Source organism: Pseudomonas sp. CFBP 5748 (assembly GCF_053850495.1).
Window position 1 is genome coordinate 539,367 of sequence record NZ_JBSPTN010000002.1, and the last position, 17,057, is coordinate 556,423.

17 protein-coding genes are annotated in these 17,057 nt (G+C 56.0%); 12 read left to right on the plus strand and 5 right to left on the minus strand.

Annotated elements, in window-relative coordinates; all coding sequences use genetic code 11:
* Positions 1–78: 78 nt before the first annotated feature.
* On the minus strand, positions 79–585 hold the full coding sequence (locus ACWNZ1_RS07050; RefSeq protein WP_135844853.1) for a transporter suffix domain-containing protein: 507 nt from the start codon (positions 583–585) through the stop codon (positions 79–81).
* Between the two features lie 117 nt (positions 586–702).
* Here ACWNZ1_RS07050 and ACWNZ1_RS07055 point away from each other — a divergent pair, with 117 nt between their 5' ends.
* The 3 genes from ACWNZ1_RS07055 to ACWNZ1_RS07065 are packed head-to-tail and all read left to right on the plus strand — an operon-like array spanning position 703 to position 4,382.
* Positions 703–2,229, plus strand: a complete 1,527-nt coding sequence (locus ACWNZ1_RS07055) for a TolC family protein (RefSeq protein WP_256452619.1) — start codon at positions 703–705, stop codon at positions 2,227–2,229.
* A complete protein-coding gene (locus tag ACWNZ1_RS07060; RefSeq protein WP_456027519.1) occupies positions 2,222–3,361 on the plus strand; it encodes an HlyD family secretion protein in 1,140 nt (379 codons plus the stop codon). Before ACWNZ1_RS07055 ends, ACWNZ1_RS07060 begins: the two co-directional genes overlap by 8 nt.
* Positions 3,351–4,382 (plus strand): DUF2955 domain-containing protein, encoded by a 1,032-nt coding sequence (locus tag ACWNZ1_RS07065; RefSeq protein ID WP_135844850.1) that lies wholly within the window; start codon positions 3,351–3,353, stop codon positions 4,380–4,382. The genes ACWNZ1_RS07060 and ACWNZ1_RS07065 overlap by 11 nt, the downstream gene beginning before the upstream one ends.
* Before the next feature lie 175 nt (positions 4,383–4,557).
* Here the strand turns inward: ACWNZ1_RS07065 and ACWNZ1_RS07070 are convergent, their stop codons facing one another.
* Positions 4,558–5,739: a nucleoside hydrolase gene (locus ACWNZ1_RS07070; protein WP_256452617.1), complete on the minus strand. Its 1,182-nt coding sequence runs from the start codon at positions 5,737–5,739 to the stop codon at positions 4,558–4,560.
* Between the two features lie 98 nt (positions 5,740–5,837).
* On the opposite strand from ACWNZ1_RS07070, the gene ACWNZ1_RS07075 reads away from it, so the two are divergent.
* The 7 genes from ACWNZ1_RS07075 (at position 5,838) to ACWNZ1_RS07105 (ending at position 11,852) form a co-directional block, all read left to right on the plus strand.
* Positions 5,838–6,293, plus strand: coding sequence for a GNAT family N-acetyltransferase (locus ACWNZ1_RS07075; RefSeq protein WP_135844848.1), 456 nt, complete (start codon positions 5,838–5,840; stop codon positions 6,291–6,293).
* Positions 6,294–6,368: 75 nt separating this feature from the next.
* Positions 6,369–8,222: an ABC transporter ATP-binding protein gene (locus ACWNZ1_RS07080; protein ID WP_135844847.1), complete on the plus strand. Its 1,854-nt coding sequence runs from the start codon at positions 6,369–6,371 to the stop codon at positions 8,220–8,222.
* 20 nt (positions 8,223–8,242) lie between these two features.
* Positions 8,243–8,620, plus strand: a complete 378-nt coding sequence (locus tag ACWNZ1_RS07085; protein ID WP_256454392.1) for a c-type cytochrome — start codon at positions 8,243–8,245, stop codon at positions 8,618–8,620.
* A gap of 651 nt (positions 8,621–9,271) precedes the next feature.
* On the plus strand, positions 9,272–10,081 hold the full coding sequence (locus ACWNZ1_RS07090; protein ID WP_265072963.1) for an NYN domain-containing protein: 810 nt from the start codon (positions 9,272–9,274) through the stop codon (positions 10,079–10,081).
* A 129-nt stretch (positions 10,082–10,210) separates the two neighbouring features.
* Complete coding sequence (locus tag ACWNZ1_RS07095; protein WP_069556794.1) at positions 10,211–10,450, plus strand: DUF7660 family protein; 240 nt, start codon at positions 10,211–10,213, stop codon at positions 10,448–10,450.
* A 347-nt stretch (positions 10,451–10,797) separates the two neighbouring features.
* Complete coding sequence (locus tag ACWNZ1_RS07100) at positions 10,798–11,184, plus strand: hypothetical protein (RefSeq protein ID WP_256452614.1); 387 nt, start codon at positions 10,798–10,800, stop codon at positions 11,182–11,184.
* A 284-nt stretch (positions 11,185–11,468) separates the two neighbouring features.
* Positions 11,469–11,852 carry a hypothetical protein gene (locus ACWNZ1_RS07105; RefSeq protein WP_256452613.1) on the plus strand — a complete coding sequence of 128 codons (384 nt, stop codon included), beginning with the start codon at positions 11,469–11,471 and terminating at the stop codon, positions 11,850–11,852.
* A 194-nt stretch (positions 11,853–12,046) separates the two neighbouring features.
* On the opposite strand, the gene ACWNZ1_RS07110 is transcribed toward ACWNZ1_RS07105, so the two are convergent.
* Entirely contained in the window at positions 12,047–12,940 is an 894-nt protein-coding gene (locus ACWNZ1_RS07110; protein WP_256452612.1) for a LysR substrate-binding domain-containing protein, read from the minus strand.
* Positions 12,941–13,047: 107 nt separating this feature from the next.
* Here ACWNZ1_RS07110 and ACWNZ1_RS07115 point away from each other — a divergent pair, with 107 nt between their 5' ends.
* On the plus strand, positions 13,048–13,656 hold the full coding sequence (locus tag ACWNZ1_RS07115) for a short chain dehydrogenase (protein ID WP_265072962.1): 609 nt from the start codon (positions 13,048–13,050) through the stop codon (positions 13,654–13,656).
* 284 nt (positions 13,657–13,940) lie between these two features.
* On the opposite strand, the gene ACWNZ1_RS07120 is transcribed toward ACWNZ1_RS07115, so the two are convergent.
* Both ACWNZ1_RS07120 and argC read right to left on the minus strand, forming a co-directional pair.
* On the minus strand, positions 13,941–14,546 hold the full coding sequence (locus tag ACWNZ1_RS07120; protein ID WP_256452610.1) for a hypothetical protein: 606 nt from the start codon (positions 14,544–14,546) through the stop codon (positions 13,941–13,943).
* A 531-nt stretch (positions 14,547–15,077) separates the two neighbouring features.
* Positions 15,078–16,004: an N-acetyl-gamma-glutamyl-phosphate reductase gene (gene argC, locus ACWNZ1_RS07125; protein WP_456027520.1), complete on the minus strand. Its 927-nt coding sequence runs from the start codon at positions 16,002–16,004 to the stop codon at positions 15,078–15,080.
* A 113-nt stretch (positions 16,005–16,117) separates the two neighbouring features.
* On the opposite strand from argC, the gene ACWNZ1_RS07130 reads away from it, so the two are divergent.
* Positions 16,118–17,002, plus strand: a complete 885-nt coding sequence (locus ACWNZ1_RS07130; RefSeq protein ID WP_456027521.1) for a LysR family transcriptional regulator — start codon at positions 16,118–16,120, stop codon at positions 17,000–17,002.
* Positions 17,003–17,057 lie beyond the last annotated feature (55 nt).

The window sequence follows — 17,057 nt, forward strand, 5'->3', positions numbered from 1 at the left end:
CTCGAAAAGGCATTGGGTGGGACACGGTACCAATCAACCTTCTTTCTCCGGCATGCAAACAGTCGTTCTATCGTCGACTCAAACCGTACTTGAATCTGAGACACGTGCAGTTCGAACAAATAATGCGTGTACCTTCTCCCAAAAATTCCCCCCGAGTACAAAAAAGCTGCCAATCAGCATGGCGTCACCCAACACCTGAGCCTGCCAGAGGTTCGGTCTGAGACCTGGCCAGAAAGTATCGACGTAAGGTTCGAGGAATGCTGAGATCAACGGCAAGCAGAACATTACGATGCCGATTCGATGACGAACCGGACCAACTTCATTGTCCATAGAAGGCACAAGCCCGGACACGTAACCGAACACGCTGCGCTTCAACTGCTGGAAGCCTGCCTTACCCATTACAGCGATGACGAGAATCAGCAGGATTTTGTTGCTGATAAATAGGACCCCACTCAGCGCCGCGATCTTCGAACCAGGCACTTCAAGCGCAGCCGCGACCGGCACCATGAGCCAAGAGCCGAGCATAAGACAAATAATGGCTATACCCAGTTTGAAGCGCCATTTAGCGGTATGGGGGGAGTTCATGGCTGTCGTACCTTTTGGCTTGGTCGTTTCAGATGTGAAGATGCTTGAAAAGCGTAGCAGTCTGCGGACGATCAGGGCGTCTATGCTCCTGTAATCTTCCTTGACCGGGAAAAACGCATGCCTCTGACGCGATCGGGCCAACTGCTGGTGTTTGGAGTGCTCGGCTTAAGTGGCTGCGTGCGCCTGGGGCCAGACTTTCAGTCACCCAGGGAAGCGTGGCCAGGACACTGGACCACCCCTGCCCTTGAGCACGTCAGTCAACGCAGCCGGACCCCGGACTTTCGTCAATGGTGGCAAGTTTTCGACGATCCGGTCCTCAACCGTCTGATTGCCGAGGCGGATGCCAACAATTCAGACCTTAAAGTTGCCGGTCTGCGGGTGATTGAGGCTCGGGCCCAGTTGGGGATCGCCCAAAGCGGGCGTTACCCACAACTGCAGCAAGCCAGCGCCGACAGTCTGTACTTCAACCGTAAGCAATCCGGCGGGAGTAATCCGCAGAACAGCCATTTCTGGCAATACGGTGCGGGGTTCGACATCGGCTGGGAACTGGACTTCTGGGGACGCTTCAGTCGCGCCATTGAATCATCCGATGCCAGTTACTTCGCCGCCCAGGCCAATTACGAAGACGGGCTGGTTCTGCTACGCGCCCAACTGGCGAGTACTTACTTTTCGCTGCGTACCACCGAAGCACGTTTGCGCGTTGCCAAGGAAAACGCCAAACAGCAAAAGCGTAACTTCGAGATCACCGAAAAGCTGTTCAAGAGCGGCCAGAGTGCAGAACTCGACCTGCAACAAGCCAAAACCCAATACCTGGGCACCCTCAGTACCATCCCCAACTTCGAAGATCAGGTTCTGCGTACCCGTAATTCGTTGGCGGTATTGATTGGACGGCCGCCCGGCACACTACCGCAGCTGGTGGAAAATGAAGGATTGATCCCGCTGGTGGACCGTACAGTGCTGCAGGATGTACCGGCTAATCTGCTGCTGCGTAGGCCCGACGTGCGCGCCGCTGAACTCAATGTCGCGGCCCAATCGGCCCTGATCGGCGTGGCCGAAACCGATTTCTATCCATCGCTGACCTTGCTGGGCAGCATCGCTTGGACGACTGACACGCTCAATGGCACGCCCAGGAGTCTGGACCTGATCGGTGGCCCGAGTCTGCGCTGGAATCTGTTCGACCATGGCCAGATCAGTAACAACGTACGCGTGCAGGATGCGCGGTTGCAGCAACTGATCGAAGCTTACCGCGAAAGGGTGCGCCAAGCTGCACGCGAGGCAGATGACGCAGCCAATGGACTGATCAAGTCCCTGGAGCGCGAAGCAATCCTGCGTGAGGCCGAAGTCGCCGCCAGGCGTTCATTGGTGCTGGCCAGCGCCCAGTATCGTGAAGGGTATTCGGACTTCCAGCGGGTGCTTGACTCGCAACGCGCACTGCTGGAGCAACAGGACAATTACCTGGTCAGCCGAAGCGATGCTGTCAGCAATTTGATTGCCCTATACAAAGCGCTGGGCGGTGGTTGGCACAGCGCCCTACCGAAAGTTGACCCGGCCACCCGCCAGCAAATGGAAGCGCGCACAGACTGGGGCAAATGGCTGGATGAGCCCTCGGCAGCGGGCCCCAAAAAGGAAAACAATCATGAGTGAAGCCGCGCAGCCCTCCCCTGATGCCTCTTCTCCCAAGGCGCCAGAACCGCCCGCTGATCCAGCGTCAAAAGGCATCAAGTGGGTGCTGATTTTAATCACACTGAGTCTGGTCTGGTACTTGTTGGCTGACCGCTTTACGCCTTATACGCAACAGGCTCGAGTAGGTGCCTTTGTGATTCCGGTAGCTGCGGAAGTGGCTGGTCGAGTCATCCGCGTCAACGTGCGTAACAATCAAGAGGTCAAGGCGGGAGACGTGCTGTTCGAAGTGGATCCTCAGCCCTATCAGATTACCGTCGACCGTGCGCGTGCAGATCTTGAGTCCACCCGTCGACAGATCGGTGCCAGCACCGCCGGCATCGCCGCGGCACAAGCCAATTTGCAAGCGGCCCAGGCGAATGAACTCAAGGCGCAGCAGGATAACCAGCGCCTCGAGGGCTTGTACCGCGAAGACCCCGGCACCATTTCCGTACGCCTGCTCGAAGTATCTCGCGCCAACTACAAACAAGCGGTCAGCCAGGTCGCCGCCGCCCGTGCCGAAGTCCAGCGCGCGCGCGAGCAGGAAGGTGGCAGTGCGCAAAACAACGCCTTGCTGCTCAGCGCTGCCACCGCGTTGTCGAAAGCTGAACTCGATCAGGCTAATACACAGGTTCGCGCACGCTCGGCAGGTTTGATCACCGATCTACGCACCGACGCTGGGCAGTTCGCAGCCGTCGGCAGCCCTGTCATGACCCTGATCGCCATCCACGATGTGTGGATCAGCGCAGACATGACCGAAAACAACCTCGGCCTGGTCAAGCCCGACACACCGGTTGCGATCGTCCTGGATGCAGTGCCAGGCGAAGTGTTCGACGGGCGCGTACGCAGTGTCGGCTACGGCGTCAGCGTGGGTCAAACGCCACCCCCCGGGACCTTGCCAACGGTGCAGAACAGCCGGGACTGGCTTCGTCCAGCACAGCGTTTTCCGGTGATCATCGAATTTTCCGAGGACTCCATGGCCAGGCTGCGTGACAGTCGCACGATGCGTGCCGGTGGCCAAGCCGAGGTCATGGCTTTCCCCTCTCAAGGCAACCCGCTGAATCCACTGGGCCGCTTATTTCTGAGGCTGATGAGTTGGCTGTCTTATGCCTACTAAGCGGATGCCAAGGACTCAGCGGGCGTTACGCCTGGCTACAGGCACCGCGCTGTGCCTTGCCGCCAGCTTCGCGATGGCCTTGCCGATTCCCTTTATCGCGCCCGTGTTTGCGGTACTACTGCTCGCGACCCTCAATCGGCCGTTGCAACTCAAGGCCGGACTGACACTTGCACTGGCAGCGATGTTGACCACCGGTGTAGGCCTATTGCTTATCCCGATCCTGCGCTACTACCCGGTCAGCGGCATTCTCCTGATCAGCGTCAGCCTGTTCCTGGTTTTTCGATTTGGCTTGCGTGGCGGCAATAACCTGATCGTCACGTTTCTGGTGATCGGCCTGACCATGATCTCCTCAGCTGGCTTTGCCGATTTTGACTTGGCGATGATGATCATCGGTGCATTAGTCAAAGGCTTGATCCTCGCCGTCATCGTGCTCGCGTTAAGTCACTGGCTGTTTCCCGAGCCAGCCAATACGCCGGCACCACCCGCGGCCCCGGCCCTGCGAGCGGAAGAAGTTGACAGGGTTGCGCTGCGTGCGGCGCTGATTGTATTGCCGACGTTTCTGGTGGCCCTGATCGATCCGGCCAGTTACCTGCCCATTGTCTTGAAAGCGGTCAGCCTGGGTCAGCAGAGTTCCACAACGACGACGCGCAATGCCGCTCGAGAATTGATTGGCTCTACCTTGTTAGGCGGCCTGCTGGCGGTGCTTTTCTGGTGTGCACTCAGCCTCTTTGTACACCTATGGATGTTCTTCCTTTGGATGCTGCTGTTCGGTCTCGCACTCGCGCGCAAGCTATATGCACTAAGCCCTACACGGTTGAGCCCGGGGTTCTGGCTCAACAGCCTGATCACGCTGATTATCCTGCTGGGCCAGTCGGTTCAGGACAGTATTGCGGGCAAGGACGTCTACACGGCGTTTGCCGTGCGCATGGGACTGTTTATCCTCGTGTCGCTGTATGCCTGCCTGATGGTTCATGTTCTGGATCAGCGACAACCAAAACAAGCTCAAGAACTAATCGGATAGCACTTCGTTAAAGGCAACGTATAGGGGTTGTCGAGCGTCGACGCCAGGGTGCATGGCGATTTCCTCGTCGACAATGGGCCCAGGCTGTATGAGAACGCATGGGCCCTTTTGACGTCTGCGTTGCTAGGTAAAATCTTCCTGGGAGACCCGGCCGGTTGCAACAATAGAGAGCACTCTATTCATCTGGCGTTACCTCCGTAATGTTGGCCATGTTTTCAGCCGTGGCTTTGGTCGAGTTCCCTGCGATGGTGTTCAGATAAAGAGCCTTGACGAAACCGGGGCCGGTTCCCACGGCAACGTCGACTGGAGCGCCAGCGTTATCCGGAATCAACTTCCCGCTCGTATCCTGTTCTTCGTTCAGCTCTTGCTCTACCAGCAGGCTATAGCGGGTAAATTGGATAAGCTGAGGATCGGTTATCGCGATGGCCGCCAAGGGGTCCCAAAAATACAGATAGTTGCCGATACCGGGCGCTATGGTCGAGCTTTGCAGCACCTGTGTGAGGAATTGAGCAACCGGGTTGGTAATACGGGAGAGTTGTCGCAGGAAATCCTGCGTAATGAGGATCTGGTTACAGGCGTTTAGCGCAACCAATTGCACTGGGATCCCGCTATTAAAGACATATTGGGCAGAGAGCGGATCCAGGAAGATGTTCCATTCGGCCACTTTATTGGTGTAGTAGGGAGTGTCGCCCAAGGCGTCAATAATATTGCCAGGCGCTCCGGGCTGGACGTATTGCGGCAACAAATTGCCCCCCATCATAACGATGCGGTCTACTTTGCTGCGCAACAAATCTTGTAATGCGGCGTCGGTTTGAGCTTGCTGGAACAAATGCCCCCAGGTCGTGCCCCCGCCTATCATCAATACGGTGAATGTGTGATCGGCATTTTTCAGTGTTTCCCTCAGGAAAGCGACCGCATCGGTTCGCGTGGGATTGAGGTTTTTCCGTGGAAACGCAGCGTCGTAATGTTGATCCGCTGCCTGGCGCGTTTCAAAGGGAAAGGTATTGCTGTACACCATGGGGCGCTGAAAACCAGCCGCAACGGGGATGCGCTCGATCTCTGGGTCATTGAACAGCGTGAGGAAGTTACTGATGTTTTCAACGCCGTGACTCAAGTGAACAGCGCCCACCCCCGTCACTGTGATGCCTTCGACCTTGACCGCATGATGCTTTAGCAAATACGAGATGGCCATGAAGTCGTCGAAATCGACGTCGGTGTCTATAAGCACGTGTGTGAGGGGTTGTGCAGACATAATGTTAGCCTCCTGGCTAATGAAGAATTTACGTCCAATATTCAGTTTTTCCGTCAGCGGTCGCCTCCCCGCCGCAGGCACAAATGAAACAGTAGCACCGCCCAAGATAAACGCCTGTGTAATATCGTCTCGTGATCGATTTACCGCTGCTCGGCCACCAGCAGCGACGACTGCGGCGCAGGAGACTCAACGAAGGATGCCCAATGGACTGTGTGATTCGAAACGCAATAAGTACGGACGCCGCAGCAATAAGCGAGGTCGTAGTGGCTGCGTTGCGCGAATCCAATGCTCAAGATTATTCGCCAGACATCATCAAACGAGTGCAACAAAGCTTTTCACCCTCGGCGATCCTGTCCCTTCTAACCCAACGTCAGGTGTATGTCGCGAGCATTGACGGTCATCTCGTCGCAACAGGAAGCCTTGATCGAAACACCGTCCGAAGCCTATTCGTTGACCCGGCCCATCAGGGGAAAGGCATTGGGAGTCGACTGATGGCGACGATTGAATCAATGGCCGCGCAGAGCGGCGTGAAGCTGTTGCGTGTCCCCTCCTCGATCACTGCCGAAGGGTTTTATCTTGCCCTGGGTTTCCTGAAAATCCGGGACGAATTTCACGGCGTCGAGCGCACCATCATCATGGAAAAGGTTCTGGGCGATTAACCTTACCCCTTACAAAAACCCTCAAAGCAACCTTTAAATGCCAGAATCTCCTCACTGGATGTTTTGGAGACCACCATGCTTCGCACGTTTGAGAAATGGCTCGACCCCTTCCCGCCCGACGAAGTACCGCCGCCGCCTGATGGCCTGGCGCGATTTCTCTGGGCCTGCACGCGCGGTGCCCGCGGCTATATTCTCGCGCTGGCGCTGCTCAGTGCCGGTGTGTCGATTTACGAAGCCTGGCTGTTTTCTTTCCTCGGGCAGGTCGTGGACCTGCTGTCGACCTGGCAGGCCGGTGGCGATGCGGTGGTGCAGGAAAGTCGCGTGCTGTGGGGCATCGGCATCGTATTGCTGACCAGCATTGGGCTGGTCGCGTTGCGCACGATGGTGCAGCACCAGATATTGGCGATCAATCTACCGTTGCGGCTGCGCTGGGATTTCCATCGGCTGATGCTGCGACAAAGCCTTTCGTTCTTCTCCGATGAGTTCTCCGGCCGCGTCACCACCAAGGTGATGCAGACGGCGCTATCGGTGCGCGAGGTGCTATTCACCCTCATCGAGGTCGCACCGGGGATCGGCGTTTACTTCATCGCGATCATCGCCCTGGCCGGCGGCTTCGACCTGAAACTGATGCTGCCTTTCATTGCCTGGGTCGCGTTGTTCGGCCTGGCCATGCGCTACTTCGTGCCCCGCCTGGGAGAAGTCGGGCAGGAACAGGCCAATGCGCGGTCATCGATGACCGGCCGTATCTCCGATGCCTATACCAACATCACCACGGTGAAACTGTTCTCGCACTCAAAACGCGAAGCCCACTTCGCGCGCGCTGCAATGGAGGATTTCAAGCAGACCGGCTTGCGTCAGATGCGCCTGGTCAGCCAATTCGAAATCGTCAACCAGGCACTGGTGGTCGCGTTGATCATGGGTGCAGGCGGTTATGCCCTATGGCTGTGGCACCAGGGCGAAGTCGGCGCAGGTGCCGTGGCGGCGATTACCGCCATGGCGTTGCGCATCAATGGCATGTCGCACTGGATCATGTGGCAAATGACCTCGCTCTTCGAAAACATCGGCACCGTGCAGGATGGCATGGCCACCTTGACCCGCGGCCCCAAGGTGCAGGACGCGCCGCACGCGAGTGCGCTGGTGACCACTGGCGGCGCGGTGACCTTCGACAATGTGAGCTTCAACTACAACGGCGAACGCCAGGTGCTCGATGGGCTGAGCCTGACCATCCGCGCTGGGGAGAAAATTGGCTTGGTGGGCCGCTCCGGCGCCGGAAAATCCACGCTCATCAACCTGCTGTTGCGCTTCTACGATGTGGACAAGGGTGAGATTCGCATTGACGGGCAAAACATCGCGCACGTCACGCAAGACAGCCTGCGCAGCGCCATAGGCATGGTCACTCAGGATACTTCCCTGCTGCACCGGTCCATTCGCGACAACATCGCCTACGGTCGCCCCGACGCAACCGACGAGCAAATCCGCAGCGCCGCCGCCAATGCCCAGGCCGATGGCTTCATCAGCCAACTGAGCGATAAGCATGGCCATAGCGGCTACGACACCCTGGTCGGTGAGCGTGGTATCAAGCTGTCGGGCGGCCAGCGTCAACGCGTCGCCATTGCCCGCGTGATGCTCAAGAACGCCCCGATCCTGCTACTGGACGAGGCCACAAGCGCCCTGGATTCAGAAGTCGAAGTGGCCATCCAGGAAAGCCTCGATGACATGATGCAGGGCAAGACCGTGATTGCCATCGCCCATCGTCTGTCCACGATCGCCGCCATGGACAGGCTCATCGTGATGGATGACGGGCGCATCATAGAACAAGGCACCCACACGGAACTGCTCGGGAAGAACGGTACCTATGCGCGGCTGTGGCATCACCAGAGCGGCGGATTTCTGGGCGAGGATCAGGGCGTGGTTGAGGCGGTGGAATAGGCATGGGCGTGAACGGTCTGATGAAAATATTATTCATCGCTTCGCTAGGAATTTTATCGCTGATTCAAACATCCCTGTCCTTCGCGGATAACGCCAATGGGAAAAATCTCTATGTACAGAGATGCGCCATGTGCCACGGAACAGATATCAAAGGAACAGGACCACTGGCCAATAAAAGCAATCCCCCTACGCCTGACCTTACAACCTCCGTTTTCAAAAAAAGACTGAATGATTATCCGGGCGTTATCGTGTCTTCGATAATCCTTCGTCCAAATGGGGACCTGATTCCAAGAACGTTGCGAGAGAATGGCGTAAAGCTAGCGCCGTACGCTTGGCGGGTTCAGGATCTGCGTGATTTACATCAATACATGACTGGGGTGATTTCAAAAAATCGATGATTTTGAGATGAGAGGTGAGCATGTGGGCCCGTTCCCCGGCTAGGGCCCACATTCTTACTGGGCCAATCCTCCACTTCCAACTTTGTGACAAAAATAAAATGCACAAGAAGGCACGTAGGCAAACCAGCAAGGCTTGCAATCGAAGCTAGATTACGGGTTTGGCGACCGAGACTCTCTGCTGCCGATTAAACAAGCGACTGTCAAATACACTTCATTTCCTGGCAATAAAATTCGTCACACCACGACGGATGAAAAGGGAGCCTTTGCGCTCAGTGGTTACACTCTTTGGTCGCTTCCCTATATTTGTTGTTCCATGAGGCGTCGGTCGCTGATCCAAGTCACAGCGCCTGGCTACGTTGACTGGGAAGTCATCTCTTATTCAGACGAACCCGTTGCACAGCCGCTTATGGTTGAGTTGACTCCAGAGTAGTCAGTTCTCATCGCAGCCCTTGCGCAACGTAAGCGTCAGCCCAACTCACCTTGCGCAAGCTGCTATCGGTCGCTTAAAAGTCAATGGCTAATCGGTTCCGCTTTGCACATCACTGCAACCCCGTAGCCGGTGGCAAAACGCACTCTCTAACGCGAAGCTGTGATCCCTTTGCTCATCCGTGATTTAACGGTATGTTGAAGTCCTCAATTCAAGGACGACCCATGGCCATCCACGCACCCGCCCCCATGCAAAAACACTTGGCAGTGTTAATCGACGCCGACAATGCTCCCGCAGCAATTGTTGAAGGTTTATTCGAAGAAATCGCCAAGTACGGTGTCGCCAACGTCAAACGGATCTATGGCGACTGGACCGGCCCTCAGTTGGGTGGGTGGAAAAAGGTGCTACTCGACCATTCGATCCAGCCTATCCAACAGTTCGCGTACACCAAAGGTAAGAACGCAACAGACAGTGCCTTGATCATCGACGCAATGGACCTGCTGTACACCCGACGCTTCGACGGTTTCTGCCTGGTTTCGAGCGACAGTGACTTCACCCGCCTCGCTTCGCGGTTACGGGAAGAAGGTTTGACGGTCTACGGGTTTGGTGAAGAGAAAACCCCGAGACCGTTCGTGTCGGCCTGCGACAAGTTCATCTATACCGAATTGCTGCGCGGTGAAGCGCTTGTTGCTGCAAGCAATGGACACGGTCGACTCGAACCCGAGCCACGCGCTGAAATCGAAGCCACCAAAACCGCCAGTACGGCCGAAGCAAAGAAGCTACCCAAGGCACCAGTCAGTTTCATCGCAAAGATCCTGGATGACATTGCCGACGAGGACGGCTGGGCTCAATTGGGTGCGCTGGGCACCAACATCAGCAAATTAAGACCTGAGTTCGACCCTCGCACCCATGGTTATAAAAAGCTCAGTGAGTTGATCAAGGGATATCCAGATACGTTTGAACTGCAAACTAAAGGAGCGTCGGGAGTGGGTGGTTCAATACTCTATGCCCGGCACCGACAGCCGAGCTCGTAGCCCCCGTCACCAACGACTGCTTCTGGCCGATTGCTGCCCGTCACGAACGGCAGAAATCGGCCAGTAGCGGACATTATTCGCTCTATGGATAATCCGACGAGCTACTTATGACTTTGAGCGGAGAAACCCATGGAGCTTCATGAGCAATTGGATCAGGTCAAGGACGCCAATACCTTTCTGGCTTTTGCCCACGCCCTGGCGGAAGACAAATCGAATGGTGACTGGGAAAACGGGACGATAGAAGCCTTCCTAGACGGAGCTATTGCATGGGCCGAGGCCAGTAATTTTGGCGTCGATCAGGGGCTTCAAGGCTCCAATCCTTGGCGGCAATTCGCTAATTTTTTGTACTGCGGAAAAATATACGAGTAAACAGGTGAAGTGTTTATTCGCTTTAAGCGTTGCGTCTAGGGGGTAGCCGAACGGGCTCGGCTCCACCTCACGATCGACCGATTCTGGTCGGTCACCGCCAATTTTAACTGGCTGTATTGGGTCGTACTCGGATTTCGCGTAGCAGCGTGCAACTGAGGTGTTTTCATCCCTCAATATTCGAGTGTTTCGGGAAAGCCGACTTTTTCAACACAATCGACCCAAAGCGGACATTGCCTGTAGCTGAAGTTGACCGACCATGAATCCGTATTGCAGCATGGAATTGAAGTGTGGCACCGCTGTGCGGCCACTCTGTAAGCGCGACCTTCGCACCTAACCGGAAGAAGCTCATGATCATGGTGTTATCGAAGGTCGAACTCAAGGAACTGTCGGTGAAAGCGGAAGCAGAGGGTTTAACGCTGAGTGATCTAGCCCCCATTTGCGAAAGGTTCGGCGTTGCACCGCATGATGTACTGAACGGACTGTCCGTCGCGGTTGCGGAAGGCTTTCTCCAAGGATCTCTACCCTATGATTTTTGCGACGGCGTTATGAACGGGATCATAAATGCTGTGGTTGAAGTAGGCATGACTAACGATATGCCTCAGCCCGCTTTCTCGCTTTACCAGGCATTCGATCAAGGTGAATGGTTCCGCAGTAACGACCCACCGGAAACTGACACCAGTGAGAAATACACGAAGTATGTGGTCGAGGAAATAATGCGTACCCTTAGAGACTAGCTTTCACAGATCGGGAAGTTTCCGCTTTTCGGCTGGAAGGTAGTGGATCGAACGCCGCTTTTGGCCGATCTCTGCCTGTCGCGAGGGCCGTAATCGACCCAGAGGAACCGTTCATCCACGGCAACCCATGATTTCGTGCCGCTGCTTCACACAAGTCGCCTGGCCTCGTGAAGGCAAATAATTTGGAATCCATATGCTCAGCTATCCGCGTTCGTCATATTTCTACTCCGTCGCCGGTCTGCTCGAGTCGCCTGACAAGTATTCAGTTCTGATCGGAGTCCGCGATGCTAAAAATTTATTCCTATTACTTTGAAGAGCTTGTTTTTAAATTTTCCTTCGGAAAAAACGAAGGCGCTGACAATCCACCATGGCCCGAAAGTGAGGATTTTCCGCCGTTGTCTCCGCGAGAAGCAATCGCAGTTTCCAGACTCGCTGTTCTCAACATGCTTAGGGCATATCCATATGCCGAGCCTCAGTTTCATGCTTGCGCATTAAAAAAGGCTAGCGATTCTGACAGTGGCTGGTGGTATTACGATATCGATTGGATGGTTTACCCTCCAGAATACGGCGACCGGAGCGTAGTAAACGTGCCAGTTATGCTAAATGGGCGAGTGCCCTCCTATGAAGTATTCATATACGAAGATCGTTCTTCTGCATGGAAAACTTAGAGCAGTGGGAAGACTAGATTTTATGCGCTCTAAACGTCCGCTTTTGGCCGATTGCTGCCTGTCACGACTGACCGGCGTTCAGGCGAGCGTCCGTCGTGTCTGAGAAAGCATATGCCTACGCTGTCGTCCAAAAGGGCTCTCACAGCTGAAGCGGCAACAACACCTTTGTGGGCGCCAGAACCCGGGGAAGCGCGCTAGGACGACTCCTGCTCCGCCACATGCGCGAGCAAATGCGCAATAAAATGGGTGAGTTTTGGCAGCGGTCGCCGATCGTGTCGATGCACGATATGGATAGGGTGTGGCTCGGGCAAGTAAGCTTGCAGGACAGGCACCAACGTCCCGCTTGCCAGATCGTGAGCCACCAGAACTTCGGGCTGCAGCAACAATCCCGCACCGGCGATCGCTGCGATGCGCAATCCGTTGCCATCATTGCATGTGAAGACGGGGTCCATCGGCAGCTGCACCCCATCCCAGCCTCTGAGCTTCCAGCCGTTGCGGCTGTTCCACACTGTGTGAAAAAGGCAGTGATGCGCGCTCAGGTCCTGTGGTGTCTCTGGGCGGCCATGTCGCGCGAGGTAGTCTGGTGACGCACAGATCACCATGCGATACATGGTCAGCGGCCTTGCTATCAGGTCGGCATCGCCCAGATCACCAATGCGGATAGCCAGATCAAAACCCTCGTCAATGAGGTCAACGACGCGATTGCTCAATTCCAGTTCAATGCGCACCAGCGGATACAGCTGCTGGAAAGTCGCAGCCAGAGGAGCGATGACACACGAGCCAAAGGTGATTGGAGCGCTAATGCGCAACGTGCCGGATGGCGAAGCGCGCAACCGTTCGATCGAGGTTTCGGCCATACGTACGTGTTCAAGCGCACGCTTGGCGTCTTCGTAAAAAACGCGACCAGCATCAGTCAGGCTCTGGCGTCGTGTGGTGCGCTCAAGCAAGCGCGCACCGAGGCGTCCTTCCAGTTCGCGCACATACTTTCCAACCATTACCGACGACATTTCAAGTCTCTGCGCCGCCTCGGTGAAGTTGCCACCCTCCACGACGGCAACGAAGGTTTCCATGGCTCGCAGTTTGTCCATATTGCTAACTATAGGTTCGTAGAGTTTGAATTCAGAGCACATTTATCACCTTAATGGTTCGATACACAATAGCGGCGTTCCAACCTGAATTCGAAAAGGAGTGCTCTATGAAGATTGTGATAATTGGCGCCGGTGGTGATGTAGGTCGTTCCGTGGCAGATGAACTTGCGCGTGGCGGCAAACACGAAATCATCCGCGTCGGTCACACCCAAGGTGACTATCAGGTTGACATCGCCAGTGATGACAGCGTGGCTGCGTTGTTCAAGAAGATCGGACAAATCGACGCCATCATTGCTACCGCAGGCAATGTAATTCTCGCTCCAATCGAAAAGATGACGGCGGCCGACTTCAACAAAGGCTTGCAGGACAAGCTGCTAAGTCAGGTGCGCGTCGCGCTGGTTGGCCAGCATTACCTGAACGACGGCGGGTCGATCACGCTGACCTCAGGCATCGCTGTCGACGATCCGATTGCGCAGGGCTCCAATGCCGCAGCGTCGAACGCTGGGATTGAAGGGTTCGTGCGTGCTGCTGCGTGCGATCTGTCACGAGGCATCCGCATCAACGCAGTTAGTCCGACAGTGCTGACGGAATCGATGGACCGGTTTGGTCCGTACTTTCCTGGCTACGAAAGCGTGCCGGCGACGCGTGTAGCAATGGCCTATCGACGCAGCGTTGAAGGCGTGCAGAGCGGTCGCGTATATCGGGTTGGGCATTGAATTAGAGGGCTCGCCGCACTCTGCGTATGCCCCAACTACCGCGATCGATAACACAACAGGACATTGACCATCTGCGCCTGAAGCGGACTGTTAACGAAGATATTAGTGACCCTATAGGTCGGTTGCCGTCCTCCGCGACAGACAAAATTCGACCCAATGCAACCCTCCTTTTTCATTGTGCCTGTAACTGTCGGCTCTCGACAGGCCCCGCATCGGGCTTGCCTTGAACTACTTGCGCTTCAATTGCTGCTGGGACTGTTTCGCTCGAAAGGTCAGGCCAAGACTTAGGATGCGGCTGGGCGATTCTTTCCCTGCGTACACGGATTAAAGATCTGGAGAATACTCTCGCTGGTTCCTACATAGGTTTTGGTACCTGGTACCGCCACAGCCGAGTAATTCTTGCGATCGGTAACCCGAATAAAACTTCCTTGCGCAGCCGTGAAGCTCTCAGTGTTTGGCGGCACTAGCACGCTCAGGAACTGGGCTTTCTTGTCGAGGGCCAAGGCACCTCCCACGGTAACTGGCGCCAGCATGGCGGCCCAACGTTCACTGAATAGGTAGAAGGTATCGGCTGCGGTTCTGCCACTTTGCAGGTGGGCACACTGCACATCGCTGGCGTTGATGACTTCAGCTTGCTGGTAGATGCCGCCCTTATAGAAGGCCAGCACTAGCTTGCTCTTGGTCAGCACACCCAGGCCTTGCTTGGGTCTGCACACTTGCAAATCACCATAGAGAGATAAGCACCAGTTGGTTTCGGTGATAGTGACGATTTCGTCTGCGCTGAGCTTCAGATCGCGCTCAATATTGGCGCGGGCTTCCGGCGTTTCGTAAGGGATGGCGCATGCGCTCAATAGAGCTGCGAGGGTAAGGGCGAGTAGCGGGGTTTTCATCAAGCGTCCTTTGCTATTGGAAGGTACATGTAAATGACGAATATTTTTTGCAAATCTCTTCCTTCAACACTCTCTACGAGTCAAGCAATCGCGAGAGCAGGAGAAAATAGCCGTCGTTGAGATTGGGTGCTGAGACAAGAACATCAAAGCGGACGATGTGATCGACAAACTCTGGCCGCTGGTGACGGCTGGGCAGATCCTCCACCGGTCTACGCATAGGGAAAATTATACAGTTCGCGCTGAGTTTAAAGAGCTGTTGGATAATCTGCTAAAACTCGTCGTTTGAATTTCTCGACAGCTAGCGCGCGACTGAGATCCATTTTGGGTCAGACGCCGCGTCGTGCGCAGGCGTCGTTTTGAAGTCCGCGTTGCTACGTAAAATCTGCCTGTGCTTGGTTAGTCAGTAGACCCAAAATTTGCGTAGGAACGAAATTTTCGTTCTGGTTTTGACCGTTGAACCGGCCCTAAAACGTTTTTACACAGCCTCGGCCGATTGCTGCCTCTCACTGACTCAAGCATCACCGGGCAGAATCACGCGCCCATCATCAAATCCAGATTCTGCACCGCCGCCCCAGCGGCTCCCTTCCCAAGATTGTCAAATACCGCAGCCAACAGAACCTGTCCCGTCTCGTCATTTTCAAACACCACCAACTGCAAGCTATCAGTCCCGTTAAGCGCCTGAGGATCGAGGTGCGTCAACGCTTTAGCCTCCGCCATCGACATGACCTGCACATGGCGCGCGTCGGCGTAGTGCTGCATAAGGCATGCGTGCAAGCGCATCGCATCCACGCCCGGTGCCAACAACCGAAGTTGCAATGGGATGGTCAGCACGATCCCCTGCCGAAACGCCCCATAGGCCGGCACGAACAGCGGCCGCTCCGTCAAACCGCTGTGCTGCTGGATCTCCGGAATATGTTTGTGTGCCAACCCCAGGCCGTAAACCTGGAACGCAGGCGCTTGCGATGCGCCCTCGCCCTCATGCTCCTGCACGCCGGCGCGTCCTTTTCCGGAATAGCCCGACACAGCATGAATGTTCATCGGGTAGTCCGTAGGCAGTAGCCCGGCCTCCAGCAGTGGGCGCAGCAGGCCTATGGCTCCCGTGGGATAGCAACCGGGGTTGCTGACACGCCGCGCCGTGGCGATTCGTCCGGCCTGCTGCGAGTTCATCTGCGCGAAACCATAGACCCAGTCTGGATGGGTACGGTGTGCGGAGCTTGCGTCAATCACGCGAACAGCGGGGTTTTTGATGCTCGCTACGGCGTCGCGCGCAGCTTGGTCGGGCAAGCAGAGAATCGCGATGTCGCAGTCGTTGATGATTTCAGCGCGGCGTTGCGGATCCTTGCGATGTTCGGGGCTAAGCGTGACAAGTCGCAGATCGGTCCGGTTGCATAGACGCTGATGGATTTGCAACCCGGTGGTGCCTTGGTCGCCGTCGATAAATACATGAGGAATGGCCATGGAATGCTCTCGGACATGGGAAATCAGGAGATTTCATCTTCAGTGAAGGGCTAAGATTGGAAAAGTTGAATTTATAAACGATAAGATTCAGTTTTTCTGAACTGGAATGACGCATGCGCGAAATCAGCCTGGACCGTCTGCGCACGTTGGTGGCCATTGTCGACTTGGGCTCATTTGCCGAGGCCGCTCGTGCCTTGCACCTCGCGCCACCCACGGTCAGTTTGCATATCGCCGACCTGGAGTCACGGGTGGGCGGCAAGCTGTTGTCACGCACCCGTGGGCGCATTCAACCTTCGGCGATTGGCAAAACACTGGTGGAACGCGCGCGGCGCCTGTTGGCCGATGCGGAGCAGGCGCTTGAGGACGTGGAGCGTCAGGTGCAGGGCTTGGCCGGGCGTGTGCGGCTGGGGGCCTCCACAGGGGCCATTGCCCAGTTGCTGCCGCAAGCGTTGGAGACGTTAGGCCAACGCCATCCCGCTATCGATGTGCAGGTCGCGGTGCTCACCTCGCAGGAGACTTTGAAGAAGCTTGCCGAGGGTTCGTTGGAGATCGGTCTGGTCGCGCTGCCGCAGCCCCCGGTGAAGGGATTGCGGATCGAGCCATGGCGGCGGGACCCGGTCATGGCCTTCTTGCCGGCCCGCTGGGAATGCCCGGACATCGTGACGCCCGGCTGGTTGGCCGCTCAACCATTGATTCTGAATGACCACACCACTCGGCTTTCGCGCTTGACGTCGGAGTGGTTCGCCAATGATGAACGCCAGCCTGCGCCACGCATTCAACTGAACTACAACGATGCGATCAAAAGCCTGGTGGCTGCTGGTTACGGCGCGACGTTGTTGCCCCATGAAGCCTCCACGCCATTGCCCGATACCCGAATCGTCATGAGGCCATTGCAGCCCTTATTGTGGCGTGAACTGGGGATTGCCCATCGGGGTGGCGACGTCGAGCGGTCTACGCAACATGTGTTGGATGTGTTGTGGGGGTTGAGTGCGGGGTAGGATGAAGGCTTGGAGTACAGTCTCCCCTTTCAGGCAAAAAATGGACAACACCCTC

Bases quoted from the DNA above. Each gene is read 5' to 3' on its own strand.
- ACWNZ1_RS07050 (WP_135844853.1), bottom strand. From the start codon at position 585: ATGAACTCCCCCCATACCGCTAAATGGCGCTTCAAACTGGGTATAGCC.
- ACWNZ1_RS07055 (WP_256452619.1), top strand. From the start codon at position 703: ATGCCTCTGACGCGATCGGGCCAACTGCTGGTGTTTGGAGTGCTCGGC.
- ACWNZ1_RS07060 (WP_456027519.1), top strand. From the start codon at position 2,222: ATGAGTGAAGCCGCGCAGCCCTCCCCTGATGCCTCTTCTCCCAAGGCG.
- ACWNZ1_RS07065 (WP_135844850.1), top strand. From the start codon at position 3,351: ATGCCTACTAAGCGGATGCCAAGGACTCAGCGGGCGTTACGCCTGGCT.
- ACWNZ1_RS07075 (WP_135844848.1), top strand. From the start codon at position 5,838: ATGGACTGTGTGATTCGAAACGCAATAAGTACGGACGCCGCAGCAATA.
- ACWNZ1_RS07080 (WP_135844847.1), top strand. From the start codon at position 6,369: ATGCTTCGCACGTTTGAGAAATGGCTCGACCCCTTCCCGCCCGACGAA.
- ACWNZ1_RS07085 (WP_256454392.1), top strand. From the start codon at position 8,243: ATGAAAATATTATTCATCGCTTCGCTAGGAATTTTATCGCTGATTCAA.
- ACWNZ1_RS07090 (WP_265072963.1), top strand. From the start codon at position 9,272: ATGGCCATCCACGCACCCGCCCCCATGCAAAAACACTTGGCAGTGTTA.
- ACWNZ1_RS07095 (WP_069556794.1), top strand. From the start codon at position 10,211: ATGGAGCTTCATGAGCAATTGGATCAGGTCAAGGACGCCAATACCTTT.
- ACWNZ1_RS07100 (WP_256452614.1), top strand. From the start codon at position 10,798: ATGATCATGGTGTTATCGAAGGTCGAACTCAAGGAACTGTCGGTGAAA.
- ACWNZ1_RS07105 (WP_256452613.1), top strand. From the start codon at position 11,469: ATGCTAAAAATTTATTCCTATTACTTTGAAGAGCTTGTTTTTAAATTT.
- ACWNZ1_RS07110 (WP_256452612.1), bottom strand. From the start codon at position 12,940: ATGGACAAACTGCGAGCCATGGAAACCTTCGTTGCCGTCGTGGAGGGT.
- ACWNZ1_RS07115 (WP_265072962.1), top strand. From the start codon at position 13,048: ATGAAGATTGTGATAATTGGCGCCGGTGGTGATGTAGGTCGTTCCGTG.
- ACWNZ1_RS07120 (WP_256452610.1), bottom strand. From the start codon at position 14,546: ATGAAAACCCCGCTACTCGCCCTTACCCTCGCAGCTCTATTGAGCGCA.
- argC (WP_456027520.1), bottom strand. From the start codon at position 16,004: ATGGCCATTCCTCATGTATTTATCGACGGCGACCAAGGCACCACCGGG.
- ACWNZ1_RS07130 (WP_456027521.1), top strand. From the start codon at position 16,118: ATGCGCGAAATCAGCCTGGACCGTCTGCGCACGTTGGTGGCCATTGTC.